The sequence below is a fragment of the Mycoplasmopsis columboralis genome (assembly GCF_900660675.1).
In the GTDB taxonomy this organism is placed as follows: domain Bacteria; phylum Bacillota_I; class Bacilli_A; order Mycoplasmatales; family Metamycoplasmataceae; genus Mycoplasmopsis; species Mycoplasmopsis columboralis.
The window spans coordinates 290,315-305,336 of the sequence record NZ_LR215039.1 but is presented as its reverse complement, the minus strand read 5'-3'; the positions used below and the strand labels follow the sequence as shown (position 1 = coordinate 305,336).

Genomic DNA, 15,022 nt, shown 5'->3' with positions numbered 1-15,022 from the left:
GTTATTATAACAGTTTAATTACTAATATTTGCATTTGTCAAATTATTTTTTAAATAAATCAAATTTACTTTTTGATCGTTTTTTTGTATGATTTCGTTTATTTTTGTTAAAACAGATAATTTAAAAATATCATCAATATCAGTAAGCAAAAAATCTTTGTTGATATTTTTAGCAAAATTACTAAATTCTTCTTTATCACTCATGTAAATAACATTAAGATCACAATATCAGTTACTCATTTTGGATTTTGAAAAAATTTTAATGGCGTTTTCGGCTTCATTTTCACCTAAAGAAGCTAAATCATCAACTAATTCAATAAAAAAGATTTTTTCATCAATATCAAATAGAGTCATGAAATATTTTGTTTGTTTTTGACTTTTACGCTCTATCGAATATACGCTAAATAATTTTTCTTGCATTTGACCTCCTATTTGAGTAATAACTTTTTTAAAAAACAAGCAAGAAAAAACAAAAATACTTTCTGCAATTTTTTCCATATTTTTTATTTTGTGTTTTATCTACAATTTAAGCATTAAAAAGTCAACGTTGGTTTTTTCTAACAATCTAAAATCTTTGATATTAGTTAATTTTAAATTATACGAATTATAATATTTTTAGGATTACTAATTATAGGGAGGAAACATGAAAAAATATGATGTTGCAATAATAGGTGCCGGTATCATTGGTGGTTCAATTGCTTATGAACTATCACAATACGACCTTGATGTTGTAATCCTAGAAAGAAATCCAAAAGTTGCTAATGAAACTTCAGTTGGTAACTCCGGTTTAATACATGGAGGATTTGATCCTGAGCCACATAAAATTGAAGCTAAATTAAATTTAGCAGGGAATATAAAATGACACAATAAGTGACTTAAGGATTTAGGTTTTCCAAGAGTTAAAATCGATTCAATGATTTTGGCTTTTGATAATGACAAGGAAATGGATCACGTAAGAATGTTATATGAACGTGGACTTGTTAACAAACTCGATCCTAAGGACATGCAAATCTTAACACGTGAAGAAGTTCTTAAAAGAGAACCGAATGTAAATCCAGAAGTTTGTGGTGCGTTATTATGTACTTCTTCTACTGCAATTCACCCAGTTGAAGCAACCAAAGCTCTTATTGGTGCAGCCAAACAAAATGGTACTGAATTAAAGGTTAATTCAAAAGTTACCAAAGTAGAATATAAAGATGGTTTATTTGAAATCACCATTAATGATTCAGAAAAAATCTATGCTAAAAAAGTTGTTAATGCCGCTGGACATTATGCTGATGTTATCGCAAATGAAAATGGATTTGATGATTTCAAACAAAAAACTCGTAGAGGTGAATATAGAATTTTAGAAAACTATGATCCAAAATTAGTTTCATCAGTTTTATTTAAAGTTCCAACAATCCATGGTAAAGGAGTTATTGTTGCTCCTACATTAGATGGTAAATATTTAGTTGGTCCAACTGCTGAAGAAGGAGTTGCTAAAGAAGACACCAGACTTGTAACTAGAGAAAAATATGACTACATAGGTGAAATTGGTACAAAAATTATCCCAAGTTTAAGATTGGATAAAACTATGATGACCATTTCAGGGTCTAGACCAATTGATATAGCTACTGATGATTTTGTTATTAGACATTCTCAAAATAACAAAAATTTCGTTCTTGCAGCCGGAATGCAATCGCCAGCTTTAGCTTCAGCTCCAGCAATTGCTGAAGAAGTAGTTAAATTACTTGAACTCGATCTTAAACCAAGATCAAATTACAATCCTAAATATTCAATTGATGTATTTTAATTAAATAGAATAGAAAGGAATTATGAATAAAGATAAATACATTATTACTCTTGATGAAGGAACAACTTCTTGTCGTACTATCGTTTTTGATAGTCAAGCAAAAATTGTTGCTACTTCTCAATCTGAATTTACCCAATACTATCCAAAAAGTGGTTGAGTTGAACATGATGCTTTAGAAATTTGGAATACTCAACTTTCAACAATGCAAGCAGCCAAACATAAAGCTGGTATCAAATCAACTAATGTGCAAGCTGTTGGAATCACAAACCAACGTGAAACAGTAGTTTTATGAGATAAATCTACAGGACTTCCTGTTTACAATGCTATTGTGTGACAAGATAGAAGAACCAGTGAATACTGTGAAACGCTATCATCACATGTAGATATGGTTAGAGAAAAAACAGGACTTATCATTAACCCTTATTTTTCAGGAACTAAAATTAGATGAATTCTTAAAAATGTTCCTCAAGCACAAAAAGTTCTTGCTGAAGGTAATTTGCTAGCCGGAACTATCGATACATGACTTATTTGAAAATTAACTGATGGTAAAGTACATGCAACTGATGTGTCAAATGCATCTAGAACATTACTTTTTAACATCAATACCATGTCATGAGATGACGAATTGCTTGAGCTTTTTGAAATTCCTAGATCAATTCTTCCTGAAGTTAAATCATCTTCAGAAGTGTACGGAACAATTGAATCACACCACTGATCACTTAGAGCTCAAGGAAAAGTTCCAATTGCCGGAGTTGCCGGAGATCAACAATCAGCTCTTTTTGGGCAATTATGTATTAAACCAGGAATGGTAAAAAATACATATGGTACTGGATGCTTCACCTTAATGAACATTGGTGAGCAACCTATCTTATCTAAAAATAAATTACTTACCACAGTTGCATGACAACTTGGAAAAGAGAAACCAATTTATGCACTTGAAGGTTCTGTATTCATTGCAGGAGCTGCAATTCAATGAATTCGTGATGGTTTAAGATTAATTTACAATGCTGCTGAGTCAGATTTTTATGCAAAATTAGCTCAAGCAGATAACACACATCAACTTTATTTAGTTCCTTCATTTACCGGACTTGGTGCCCCTTATTGAGATTCATACTCTAGAGGAGCAATTTTCGGACTTGAAAGAGGAACAAGAAAAGAACACATCGTTAAAGCAACACTAGAGTCAATTGCTTTCCAAAGCAATGATTTGATTAAAGCTATGGCTAATGATGTTAATAAAAAAATCGAAGTTCTTAAAGTCGATGGAGGAGCAAGTAATTCAAATTACTTAATGCAATTCCAAGCCTCAATTTCTGGAACTAAAGTTGTGCGTCCTAAAAATGTTGAAACCACTGCTCTTGGAGCAACATTCTTAGCTGGACTTGCAACAGGATATTGAAAATCACTTTCAGAAATTGAAAAAGAATTAGAAGTAGATAAAGAATTTACTCCTAAATTAACACAAAAAGAAGTTAAAAAATTAACTCATGGATGAGATGTTGCTGTAAAAAGAACATTTAATTGAGTTAAAGAAGTAGAAGGAGAATAATATGGATTTACAATATAGTGCTGGTTTTGTAAGTGAATTAATTGGTACAATGGTCCTTATCTTATTTGGTAATGGTGTTGTAGCAGCTATGAACTTTAAAAACATGTATGCTAAAAAAACAATGGGAAACTGAATGGTAATTATCACCGGATGAGGATTTGCTGTTTACCTTGGGGTTATTATTTCAAGTGCAATCTTTAGCGCAATGAATCATCAAGAAGCATTAATTGGTACAGCTCATTTAAACCCAGCTGTAACAGTGGCTTTATTAGTAAAAGCTGCTAAATCAGATATGATTGGACATGTAGTTGGATTAAGCGCAGTTTATATTTTAGCTCAATTCTTAGGAGCCGCATTAGGACAAGTGCTTTTGAACTTTATTAACTATAAACACATTATCGAAAACCCAAGTGCCGCTCTTAAAGGATCAAGCTGTACAGGTCCTTCACACAGAGATGCATATGTACAAAACTTTTCATATGAACTTGTAGGAACAATGTTACTTGTTGGTGGTGTTTTAGCTGCTGGAAGTTCAGGATTAGCAGGATCACTTAACGTAACATTTGTTGTTATGGCAATTGGTCTTTCACTTGGTTCAGTAACTGGATATGCAATTAACCCAGCTCGTGACTTAGCTCCTAGAGTGGTATATCATTTAACATCACTTGTATTAAAAGATAAATTAGCAATGCAAGGTGAAGTTGTTTCTCCAGATTATGCATACGGATTATCAACTCCATTTGCAGCACCACTTGTAGGTGGAGCTATTGTTGGAGCAATAGCTTTAGCTGCTTAATTAATTAGTAATAAAAAACGAACTAGCAAGTAATTGCTAGTTTTTGTTTGTATAAAAAACATCCCCACTAAGGGATGCTTGTTTTACATATTTACTACTTTAGAAAAGTTTTTTACTTCAAGCAATTGATCTTGAATGCTTTCAAGCGTTGAATTAGCAAAATTTGAAGAAGTAGCCACACAAAGTCCTTCAACAAGTGGAGCATCTGCCAATACTACTTTAGGGTCAGCAAGCATTTCAATAGCCATTTGTGAACTCATTAGTGATGATCCGATTTCACAAAAGACAATAACTCCATCTCCTTCGTTAACTTGTGTGATTTTCTCAACAATATAACCTACATCAGTTCCATATTCATCGCTATCAACTAGTCCTGCTGCATTAACGATTTGAAAATCTGAATGTTTCATAATTTTAGCTAATTTAATTGCTTCTTCAGCTAATTTTTTATTATGTGAAACTACAACAAAATTAACCATTTGCTTTAATTTCCCTTACGATAATTTCAAGCATGTAATAAATACTTTGAGTTCCAGGATCAGTAACTCCAACACTTCTTTCTCCTAAGTATGAAGCACGTCCTTTTTTAGCCACTAAAGTTTTGGATAATTCCAAATGATCGTGAGCTTTAGCTAGAGCAATCTCTAAAGCATCAACATTTGATTTTCCTTGAGCTAATTGTTCGTTGTATGTTTGTGCAAATGGCATTAATACATCAAGCATAGTTTTATCACCAACTTGAGCTTTACCACGCATTTGAACACCATTTGCAGCTTCAAGAGCACCTTTAGCAAAATTATCACTTTGAGCTAATTTCATAAAGATGGTTCCAAGTAAAGGACCGCTAGAACCACCTACTTTACTCATTAATGTCATGGCAGCATTATTGAGTAATTCTTTAGCGGTTTTGTCCTTGAATTTATCTAAAGATTCTTCAAGAGTATTAAAACCTCTTTTTAAGTTAATTCCGTGATCACCATCACCAATTAAACGATCTAGTTCTGTTAATTCATCTGCTTTTGCATCAAGCATTTTAGAGATTTCTCTAATGATTTTAATAATTAATTCGCTTTTCATTTTCCCTCTAACTAACTAAAATAGTGTACTTTCAATTTTGTAATCTAAGTATTTTTCCATTTCATCATCAAGTTTAAGTAATGTAATTGAAAATCCAGGCATTTCAAGAGATGTCATGTAGTTTCCAACAAGAGATTTGTGTACTTTTACACCTTTTAATTTTAATTGATCGTTCACTTCTTTATTTACAATGTAAAGTTCCATTAAAGTAGTTGAACCAAGTCCATTAACTAAAACGGCCACTTTTTCATCTTTAATATTGCTTTCTTTAAGAAGTAAGTCAAGCATATATTTTACGTGTTCATGAGCGGTGTTAAGTTTTTCTTTGTGAGTTCCTGGTTCACCATGAATTCCCAGTCCCATTTCAATTTCATCTTCAGCAAGCTCAAAGCTTTTTTTACCGCTAGCAGGAACGGTTGCCCCACCTAAACTCATACCTAATGTTTTGGTATTAGCAACTACTTTTTCAGCTAAAGCTACAACTTCATCAAGTGATTTTCCATCTTCAGCAGCGCTTCCGGCAATTTTGTGCACAAATACAGTTCCAGCAACTCCTCTACGTCCTGCTGTATAAAGACTATCTTCAACAGCAATATCATCATTAACAATTACTGATTTAACATTTGAACCATTAGCATTTGCCATTTCAGCTGCCATTTCAAAGTTCATAACGTCTCCGGTGTAGTTTTTAATTACAAGTAAAACACCTTTTCCTTTATCTACAGCTTCAATAGCTCCATATACTTGATCAACAGCAGGTGAAGTAAATACTTCTCCAGCTACAGCTGCATCAAGCATTCCGTAGCCAACAAATCCAGCGTGTGCAGGTTCGTGACCGCTACCACCTCCTGAAATTAAAACGACTTTGTCTTTAGATTCTTTTCTTGCAATAACATTGTATCCATCTACTTTGTATACTTTGTTGTTTGAATAAACGATTCCATCGAGCATTTCTGCTACTACATTTTCAACTTTATTTAAAATTTTTTTCATGTACATGCCTCCATTATTAATATATACATATTAAAATTATAATTCTTTCAAGACAAAAAGTGTCAAATATGGAACGAATTTCCACATTTAAAAACAACCCTTTGGGGTTGCTTAGTTATATTGAATTAGCTTAGGATTTGGATTATATTTGCGACCTTCTTTTGCTTGCTTTTGACCATTTAAAATAACTGCATCAGCAGAGAAAGAATTTGAAATTTTAAAAATACTTTGACCAACTCCATAGTAATCTACTGGAACATTTAGACTTTCAAAAAGTTCAATTTTTTTAGCATCAAAACCACTTGAGACCACAATTTTGTATTTTTGAGCACCGGCTTGATCTAAAGCTTTTCTTAAACGAAATACTTGTTCTGGATTAACTCCATATTGAGGTTTTTCACCGTCAAACATATGATCGACCATATTTTTAGATGTGTCAATTCTCACTCCTCAGACCTTATCTTTGAGTGCTTCTCAAACTTTTAATGAATCTTTAATAACATCATTGTTGTAATCTACAAGAGCAATTAACTTAGAATTAGGAAAAATTTTGTTGTATGCTTTTGTGGCCGCAACTACATCTCCGTTAAAACCTTGAATTAAAATATGAGGCATTGAACCAAATACTTGTTCATCGTTAGGTAAATTACTTGCTTGTTTTTGCGCTAAGGTTGAAACCAATTTAGCTCCACCAACAGCTACAGCATGTCCATCAATTTCTTGATTGATGTAATGATCAGCTCGATCACCCATAAAAATAACATCTTTGTTTTTAGCTGCTTTTTTACAATGATACATGTTAGTTGCAATTGAAGTATTACGAGCTAAAATTCCATCAATCATTCCTTCTCAAATTCCAAATTCATGATATGGACCTTCAAGTTCTAACACTACATCCATGCTATTGATATGTGAACCTTCAGGAAGATATTTAATTGAATATTTACTGATGTCAGTAACATCTTCAAGCAAAGCCAAAACTTCATTTATTCCAGCTAAAATAGCATCATCTTTGCGTTGAAAAAACTGTAAAACAATTACATTGTTTGGTTTTTCTTGTTGCAAAATTGCTTTAGTTTTATGAAAGTAACTGGCAATATATTTTTCTTTATTATTCATGAAAACTCCTTAGAGTTTCCGACTACTTGTTTCTTTATTCAGACTATACTGTCGGTTTAGGAATTTCACCTAATCGTTCTTGTGAAAGTACGAAGACTATAACTTCCGGTTTAGATTTGCACTAAGTCGGGAAACTTTTTTGAAATTATAAACTTTTTAAATAAAAACACAGTTATTTTTTACTTTTTAAAGTTAAAAAAATCAAGTTGTGAAAAAGCAATTTAAGATTAAAAATAATGTAAAATTAAACTAAATTAATTTAATTATTTATAAGGATGGAAAATATGATTAAAACAATTGATGATCTTTCATTAACTGGTAAAAAAGTTATTGTGAGAGTTGATCTTAACGTTCCGGTAAAAGATGGAGTAATTAGTTCAACTAAAAGAATCGAAGCAGTTGTTCCTACAATTCAAAAACTTGTTTCAGAAGGAGCAAAAGTAATTTTACTTTCTCACTTAGGGAGAGTTAAAGAGGCAGCTGATTTACCAAAAAGAGATTTAACACCTGTTGCTGTTGAATTGGCTAAACAATTAAATCAAACTGTAACTTTTGTAAACCAAACCAAAGGTGAATTAGTTGAAAAAACAATTAATGAAATGAACAATGGTGAAGTTGTGATGCTTCAAAACACTCGTTATGAAGATTTAAATAACAAAGCAGAAAGCAAAAATTCACCAGAACTTGGTAAATACTGAGCTTCACTTGCTGATGTGTACGTAAATGATGCTTTTGGTACTTCACACCGTGCACATGCTTCAAACGTGGGTATTAGTACATACATTAAGGAATCTGCAATCGGATACTTAGTAGAAAAAGAAACTAAAGCAATGCTTAAAGCAATGGAAAATCCAGAACATCCATATGTAGCCATTATTGGTGGAGCTAAAGTTTCAGATAAAATTCAAGTGTTAGAAAACTTAGTTAAAATTGCTGACAAAATGATTATTGGTGGAGGAATGGCTTATACATTCTTAAAAGCTCAAGGACACAAAGTAGGAAACTCACTTGTGGAAAATGACTTTTTAGATTTAGCTAAAGACTTCCTTGCTAAATATTCATCAAAAGTAGTTCTTCCAGTGGATCACTTATGTGCAAGTGAGTTTGCTGATGTTGCTCCAACACACCAAGACATTGACATTAATGATGGTTTAATGGGTCTTGATGTTGGTCCTAAAACTATTGAATTATTTAAAGAAACTTTAGCAGGAGCTAAAACTGTTGTTTGAAATGGGCCAGTTGGTGTTACTGAATTTGACAACTACAAAAACGGAACATTAGAAATTTGCAAAATGATTGCTTCTTTAGAAGATGTTTACTCAGTAGTTGGTGGTGGAGATTCAGTTGCTGCTGTTCAAAAACTTGGAATGGAAGACAAATTCTCACATGTATCAACAGGTGGAGGAGCTTCACTTGAAATGTTACAAGGACTAAAACTTCCAGGAATTGAAGCAATTCAGAAAAAATAACAAAAAATGAGGGTGATAAAACCTTCATTTTCCTTAAATGCAATCCGTATCGCAACATGGAAGAAAACAAAAAATTCGATCCTTTTTTGCTTAAAGGATCGTTTTTTTTAATATTTATTTTTGAAAAATTTGTTTCTTGAAGTATTGCTAGGTCTTCTTCTTTGGATCTTTGTAAATAATTTTTCTTCCATAGGAATTGGATTTCACTTTTCCTTGTAGTAATTTAAATCGAAAAACATCTCGTCAGCGGAAAGGTAACCGTGAATTTTTCTTGGCATTTGATTAATTTTGTCTAGAATTTCTTTTATTTTTTCATCAGAAACACTATTAAAATTAGTTCGTTTTTTGAAAAATCTTCTAACTATTCCGTTATAGTGCTCGATAGTTCCTTTTTCAAAAGAAGCATACGGATCTGTTAAGTATATTTTTATCTTCAGTCTATAACCCAAGTAAAAAAGTTTGTTAAATTCAAAGCCATTATCAGTAGTGATAGATTTAACATTTAATCGGTATTCTTTAATTAAGTCTCAAAGAGTTATCAATATTTTTCAAGGATCTTTCGAATAAACTTTTTTGATTAGTCCAAAACGACTTTTTCTTTCAACGAAAGTTAATAAATGATTTTGTTTTAATCCGGTTTTACCGACTATTAAGTCTAATTCTCAATGACCGAAATCTGTTCTATCATCTATTTTAGAAGGTCTTGCTCAATAAGGAACAACTCATCTTTTACCTACTAATCTTTCTACTGCGCTAATATATCTTTTTCTACCTTTTTTGTATATTTTTCTGAGTCTGTCATCTCTAGTTATTACTCATATTCCTGAATTAATCCAATTAAAAACCGTTCTTAAGGAAGGATGATTTACTTCTGGATAATTGTTAGTAATCACTAAATAGGTAACCTCGACGCCTCATGTTTTTTTGTCAAATTTACTAAGAAAAAGTTTTGAAAATTCTAGATATTTTTCAAATGTATTTCTTAATTTGATTTGTTCAGATCATTGTCTTCTAATGTCATGTTTGTTTTGTGCCGAACAAGCTATATACCCATACAGATCTGAATTTTTCTTAATTTCATGATATAGAGAAATCCTGTGAATTTTGAGTTTGTCTGCTATTTCATTGAAAGAATATTCATTATTTTTTAGCAATATTTCAATTAACAATCTTTTTTGATAGTCAATTTTGTTATGATTTATATTGCCTCCCGGTCAGAAATATTATGAGGAGGTTTTTCTATTTAAAAAAATCGCCCTACCCTTTAATTTTACTTAAAAGATGTTGCGATACGGATTGCAATCGGGGAAAATGAGGGTGATAAAACCTTCATTTTTTTACTTTACAAAGATGTTTGCGATGTTAGATTGATCTGATAAATATTTTAAAATTCTGTTGCTTTGTTCGGGATTGTTTATTTTATAAGAAAAATAGTAAGTGTTTGTTGTTTCTTGATCAACTGTTACATCAATATTTAATTTTTCTTTTATATCTTCTTGTATTTTATTTTCAATACCTGAATGTCATTCTTTAATTGTAAAAGAATAATTAATATATGTAGAATTATCTCCTAAAAGTGTGTTAGTTGGCTCTTCTAGTGTTTTATGAATCTTTTTAATTGTGTCCATATCATGATAGTGAATAAAATCGTTTTTAAACAAATCACTTTCTTTGTTAAAGTATTCTTTATTTAAAATCTCTTCATTTGCGTAAGCTTCATATTTGTAAAGCGGTTCTTCTGGGATATATATGTTAGGACTAACTGAAGTTGGTCTGTCTTCAGGCTCAGTAATCGGTTTTATATCTTCTGATTTTATAATGTAATAAGGAATGTATCTTATTTGAATTTTTATTTCTTTAATTAGTCATTTTTTTGAAGTGGATACAATAATCCTCTTGTAATTTTCGAAGACGCAAACCTTAAGCTTCTTCAAAGTTTATTCTCTTCTTCTTGAAAATCTTCAAGAATTCAATCTCCATATGTAATTGCAAGTCATTTTTTGAAATTTTCTTTCTCTTCTTGAGAAAGTTCTCTTGCAAAAGTAAGGTTAAAATAAATCCCGTTATCAGTATGCATGATTTCTTTGACATAATATCTATATGGATTATAATGATAAATCATCGCCTTAGTTTGAGCGTCTAAGTAAGTTATTTTATCTTTAGAAGGCAGATAAATATTATTATCAAAATACGGTCATCTTTCTTCAAGATAATCCTGATCTCTTTTGGTTAAATCCGGTTGAATGTAAATAAAATGGACATTTGAGTTTTTAAGTAGATCTTGAATAATATTATTTAGTGTTGGAACATTTATATTTTTCAATTCTACAATTAATTTTTCCCCAGCTTTGAATTGCTTTAAAAAGGATTTTGATTTTTTATATTCTAAATTTGTATTATTAAGAAATTCGTTTAAATTTTCTTCATTCAGGTTTTCTTGAAAATCAATAATTAAGTAGACATAATTAAAAGATTCATCATTGGTATATTCGTTTTCAATTTTTAATTGATCTTCTTTAAAAAATCTATGTAGATAAGAAATTCGATCATTCAAAATTAAAGAATATTTTTGTTGAGTTTCAATAGGATGTTGAATTTTTTCTATAGGAGGATTGTTATCTTGTTGTTGATAATTACAACTTGAAAACAACAAACTAAGAGGAGTTAAAAGAAATAGTATTTTTTTCATTATGTCCTTTAGTACGTTTATACCGATAACACTGTTGTGGTTGTCACTACTTTAACAAAAACATGACCGATTTGTTGTGAAGAAGAAAGATACTTTAAAATTTGATTATGTTTTTCAGTATCGTTTTGTTTATAGTCAAAATATAGAGTGTTGTTGGTTTCGTAATGTAGTTTGATTTTTTTATTTAATAATTTCTCTAATTGTTCAGTTATTTTATTTTCCGTTTCAATAGTTGGTTCTTTTAGAGTAAAAATATAATATGTGGTCAGAAAATATTCTCGATTAAATATATTAATTACATATTTAGGTTTATTTTGAATAAAATTAATTGTTTGTTCATCAACATAATGGATAAGATCATTTTTGTACAATTTAGATTTTTTACTGAAATAGTTTTTTCATAAGTTTTCCTCATTAGCGTATGCTATGTATCTAATTTCAGGCTCCTCAGGAATAACTACTGCAGGTCTATATTGAGGAATGAATTCATAATTTTCATCAATTTCATAAGGTGTGTATTGTAATTGAACTTGAATTTCTTTAATCAGTTTATTTTTTAACAAGGGGACAATTAAACCTTTAGAAAGAGTATAAGATTTAAATTTTAGCTTTTTAGTTATTTTGTTATCTTCCTTAGAAAAATCTTCTAAAATTCAGTCTCCATAAACAATTGATAATCAATTTTCAAAATCTGATTTTTCTTCTTCAGTCAAAACTTTATTAAATACCACTTTGTAACTAATGTCTTTTTCAAAAAGCATTGATTTATTTACAAAATCGTCATATGGATTATATCCGCTTATTCTTGCTTTGGTTTGAGCGTCCAAGAATTTTATTTTGTTGTTTTTTGAGAAAAACTCTTCATCATTGAAAGCGCCTCATCTATCTTCTAAATAATCTTGATCTCTTTTTGTGGTTTCTGGCTGAATGTATATAAATTTTATTTCTTTTTTATTTATTAGTTTTTGAGTGATTAAATTTGTCTGAGGTACATTTAATTTATGAAATTCAAAAATCAAAAACTCTTTCGCAAAGAAACTTTTGAATTCAAATTTAGTGTCCTGAAATTCTTTTTTGTATTCATCGTTATATGTATTTATGTCATTATCGCTTAAATTAGAATTAAATTCAACTATGAAATAAATATAATTAAATTGTTCGTTTTTATTGTATTCCAACTTTAAAAACAATTCATCAGGCCTGAAAAACTTATGTAAATAAGATATTTTTTCACTTAGAAATAACGAATGTTTTTCTTCTTGTTTTGGTTCTTGTGAAATATTTTCTTTTTTTATTACTCTAACATTTTGATTGAATTCAATTTTTTGACAACCAACTATAAATAAAGGAGCAATAAGTGGTAATAAAACAAATTTGATTTTCATTATTTCTTTCTTTCGATTGTGTAACTTATTGCAAGGTCGTCTTCATTAATAAAATCTAATTTGTTTGTTTTAGGGCGATAAACAAAAATTTTATATAAATCATTTTCCTTGACAAAAAGTTTTAAATATTCTAAGTTTGTATTGATTTTGCTTGTTTTTAAAATAACATCACCACTAATATTTTTAATAACAATATCATAATCAGTCATTATTTGGAAATCGGTAGGGTTATCGAAAAAACCTTCTGGTACCTTATTTTTAAATAACCAAGACATGGCTATTTTTAATGAATCACCTTTTTTCAAAAAAATTTCTTCAACGAGTATTTTGTCTTTTTTTATATCTGAATTTATAACAGATTTTATATTTTCTTCCTCTTCAGGCCGTTTTCTTATCTTGATATACTTAAGATTAGAAAATGCCTCTTTAAGTTTTTTGTAATTAAATATTCCTGCTCCATTTCTTCCTAAATCAACTTGAGATCTATTTCTAGAAACTTCATCATCATCAGTAGAAACAGTAAAAACCGCAGATGTTATTAGCGAATTATAACCTATATCGTATTTTTCTTTTTGATCAATGAATGTTTGACCCACAATTCCCGAAATAAAAGGTGCTGAATAACTTGTTCCGTTGTCGATGTCAGACTTTCTTTTTCCGAATTTATAATTTTCACCACTTGCCAAAAAATTAATTTGTTTAGAATAAAAAGATGTATTGCTTGAAAATCAAGATTTTTCATGTTTGTTATCATGAGAACCAACAATAATTGAATTGAAAGATAATTGATCCCCATTTAATTTTTGATATATACCTAGAGGATTGTGTACTGTGCTATACGGGTCTTCGATAATGTATCCAGAAACTTCTTCTTTCTCTTTATCCTTTTCCTCCTTTTGTGTATGCTGTTTTCTATCATTATTTCCAGCAGCGAACACAAATACAATTTCAGGATGATCGGAAATAAACTTGTCTTTTATTCATGCTGATTTACTGTATTTAACTGATTTTAAGATATTAAATAAATATTTTTCATTAGGGTTTAAATTTCTTTTTTTCTTCTCTTCATAAGTTAAATCATTATTATTATTTAACCATCCAAGTGAAAAATTTACAACTTTTGAATCTGTTAAACTAATTATTTCTAATTGCAATTCTTGCTCAACCCATGAAGCTCTAGGTATGTCAGAAAAATACCTAAGAAAAAAGTGTGGATTTATCCCTGATTTACCTGCTATTATTGAGGCAACTCGAGTCGCGTGTTTACTATTTTCAGGAGTATTCCAGTTATCGAGATTTTTTAAAGTAGGAATTCTAATCTTTTTAATATTATGGATTTTAAGAGATTTATCATAAAACAAATATGAATCGTTTTCGTTTACAAACCCCGATTTATTTGGCTTTGATAGAGCTTCTACAATTGCTATTTTATTATTTTCATAATCTTTTTTGTTTTTTTCGAAACTTTGTATATTTTTTATTCAGTCCGAATATGTAAAGTTGTTAAGCTTAAAATTTTCTGAAAACAAAAAATTTTTATCATTTGATATGTCTAAGTTACCTTCGTCTTTTGAAGAAGAAGAAGAAGGCTCTACTGAAGATTCTACTGAATCAAACGAATTAAAATAATCAAAAGATTCAACAACAATGTAATTTACGAATTTAAGATTTTTTAGATAAGTTAAATAATCATTCATTTTTTGTATATCTAAATTCGAAAATTCAATAAAAAGATTGTCTTTTAATATGTTGCTAAATAAATGTCTTTCAGAATTAGTTATTTTAGTAAAAATTAACTTTTCGTACTCTAGCTTTTCTTCTTTTGTTGGTTCTTTTTCAAAAACAACAGCAAATTGAGTGAATGTTGAGTAGTTTCCTGAGAAATTATTTTTAGAGTCATCTGATTCTATACTTTGTGGAGTTAATCTATCAAATTTTTGGTAAATTATTTTCTTATCAACAATAGGTTTAATTTCTGTTTCAGTTTTAACTGAGATCTTGTTTTCTGGTGTTTGAGTTTTATTAACACAAGATGCAAGAGCAAGTCCTGATATTGTACTTAAAACTAATGTAAGGTATTTTCATTTTGTTTTCATAATAAAATTATACTTTTTTCCTAATGAAAACGCTTTCATTTTGAAAAACTATTTTCAT

The 15,022-nt window shown here is 29.9% G+C and carries 14 protein-coding genes and 1 riboswitch; of the genes, 4 read left to right on the top strand and 10 right to left on the bottom strand.

Annotated features, from left to right (window positions below; all coding sequences use genetic code 4):
- Window positions 1–14 precede the first annotated feature (14 nt).
- Window positions 15–419 carry a hypothetical protein gene (locus EXC45_RS01145; RefSeq protein ID WP_129693747.1) on the bottom strand — a complete coding sequence of 135 codons (405 nt, stop codon included), beginning with the start codon at window positions 417–419 and terminating at the stop codon, window positions 15–17.
- A gap of 223 nt (window positions 420–642) precedes the next feature.
- Between EXC45_RS01145 and glpO the strand changes: the two genes are divergently transcribed.
- From glpO to EXC45_RS01130, 3 genes are read left to right on the top strand one after another with little or no spacing between them, the layout of a single operon-like run.
- Window positions 643–1,791, top strand: coding sequence for a type 2 glycerol-3-phosphate oxidase (gene glpO, locus EXC45_RS01140; protein WP_036433991.1), 1,149 nt, complete (start codon window positions 643–645; stop codon window positions 1,789–1,791).
- A gap of 22 nt (window positions 1,792–1,813) precedes the next feature.
- On the top strand, window positions 1,814–3,340 hold the full coding sequence (gene glpK / locus EXC45_RS01135; RefSeq protein WP_036433993.1) for a glycerol kinase GlpK: 1,527 nt from the start codon (window positions 1,814–1,816) through the stop codon (window positions 3,338–3,340).
- A 1-nt stretch (window position 3,341) separates the two neighbouring features.
- Window positions 3,342–4,136 (top strand): MIP/aquaporin family protein, encoded by a 795-nt coding sequence (locus EXC45_RS01130; RefSeq protein WP_036433995.1) that lies wholly within the window; start codon window positions 3,342–3,344, stop codon window positions 4,134–4,136.
- An 83-nt stretch (window positions 4,137–4,219) separates the two neighbouring features.
- Here EXC45_RS01130 and dhaM read toward each other — a convergent pair whose 3' ends face one another.
- The 4 genes from dhaM to EXC45_RS01110 form a co-directional block, all read right to left on the bottom strand.
- Complete coding sequence (gene dhaM / locus EXC45_RS01125) at window positions 4,220–4,615, bottom strand: dihydroxyacetone kinase phosphoryl donor subunit DhaM (RefSeq protein ID WP_036433997.1); 396 nt, start codon at window positions 4,613–4,615, stop codon at window positions 4,220–4,222.
- Window positions 4,608–5,213 (bottom strand): dihydroxyacetone kinase subunit DhaL, encoded by a 606-nt coding sequence (dhaL, locus tag EXC45_RS01120; RefSeq protein WP_036433999.1) that lies wholly within the window; start codon window positions 5,211–5,213, stop codon window positions 4,608–4,610. The genes dhaM and dhaL overlap by 8 nt, the downstream gene beginning before the upstream one ends.
- A 15-nt stretch (window positions 5,214–5,228) precedes the next feature.
- On the bottom strand, window positions 5,229–6,206 hold the full coding sequence (dhaK, locus tag EXC45_RS01115; RefSeq protein ID WP_036434001.1) for a dihydroxyacetone kinase subunit DhaK: 978 nt from the start codon (window positions 6,204–6,206) through the stop codon (window positions 5,229–5,231).
- Between the two features lie 111 nt (window positions 6,207–6,317).
- Window positions 6,318–7,325 carry a nicotinate phosphoribosyltransferase gene (locus tag EXC45_RS01110; protein ID WP_036434003.1) on the bottom strand — a complete coding sequence of 336 codons (1,008 nt, stop codon included), beginning with the start codon at window positions 7,323–7,325 and terminating at the stop codon, window positions 6,318–6,320.
- A gap of 23 nt (window positions 7,326–7,348) precedes the next feature.
- Window positions 7,349–7,465, bottom strand: a riboswitch (FMN riboswitch).
- Window positions 7,466–7,609: 144 nt separating this feature from the next.
- On the opposite strand from EXC45_RS01110, the gene EXC45_RS01105 reads away from it, so the two are divergent.
- Complete coding sequence (locus EXC45_RS01105) at window positions 7,610–8,794, top strand: phosphoglycerate kinase (RefSeq protein WP_036434005.1); 1,185 nt, start codon at window positions 7,610–7,612, stop codon at window positions 8,792–8,794.
- Between the two features lie 107 nt (window positions 8,795–8,901).
- Here the strand turns inward: EXC45_RS01105 and EXC45_RS01100 are convergent, their stop codons facing one another.
- The 5 genes from EXC45_RS01100 to EXC45_RS01080 all read right to left on the bottom strand — a co-directional run bounded on the left by EXC45_RS01100 (window position 8,902) and on the right by EXC45_RS01080 (window position 14,964).
- Window positions 8,902–9,948: an IS30 family transposase gene (locus EXC45_RS01100; protein ID WP_223213877.1), complete on the bottom strand. Its 1,047-nt coding sequence runs from the start codon at window positions 9,946–9,948 to the stop codon at window positions 8,902–8,904.
- A 183-nt stretch (window positions 9,949–10,131) separates the two neighbouring features.
- On the bottom strand, window positions 10,132–10,728 hold the full coding sequence (locus tag EXC45_RS01095) for a hypothetical protein (RefSeq protein WP_036435131.1): 597 nt from the start codon (window positions 10,726–10,728) through the stop codon (window positions 10,132–10,134).
- Window positions 10,656–11,483: a hypothetical protein gene (locus EXC45_RS01090; protein ID WP_036435133.1), complete on the bottom strand. Its 828-nt coding sequence runs from the start codon at window positions 11,481–11,483 to the stop codon at window positions 10,656–10,658. The genes EXC45_RS01095 and EXC45_RS01090 overlap by 73 nt, the downstream gene beginning before the upstream one ends.
- A 17-nt stretch (window positions 11,484–11,500) precedes the next feature.
- Window positions 11,501–12,868 (bottom strand): hypothetical protein, encoded by a 1,368-nt coding sequence (locus EXC45_RS01085; protein ID WP_036435136.1) that lies wholly within the window; start codon window positions 12,866–12,868, stop codon window positions 11,501–11,503.
- Complete coding sequence (locus EXC45_RS01080) at window positions 12,868–14,964, bottom strand: S8 family serine peptidase (RefSeq protein ID WP_129693745.1); 2,097 nt, start codon at window positions 14,962–14,964, stop codon at window positions 12,868–12,870. The genes EXC45_RS01085 and EXC45_RS01080 overlap by 1 nt, the downstream gene beginning before the upstream one ends.
- Window positions 14,965–15,022: the final 58 nt, after the last annotated feature.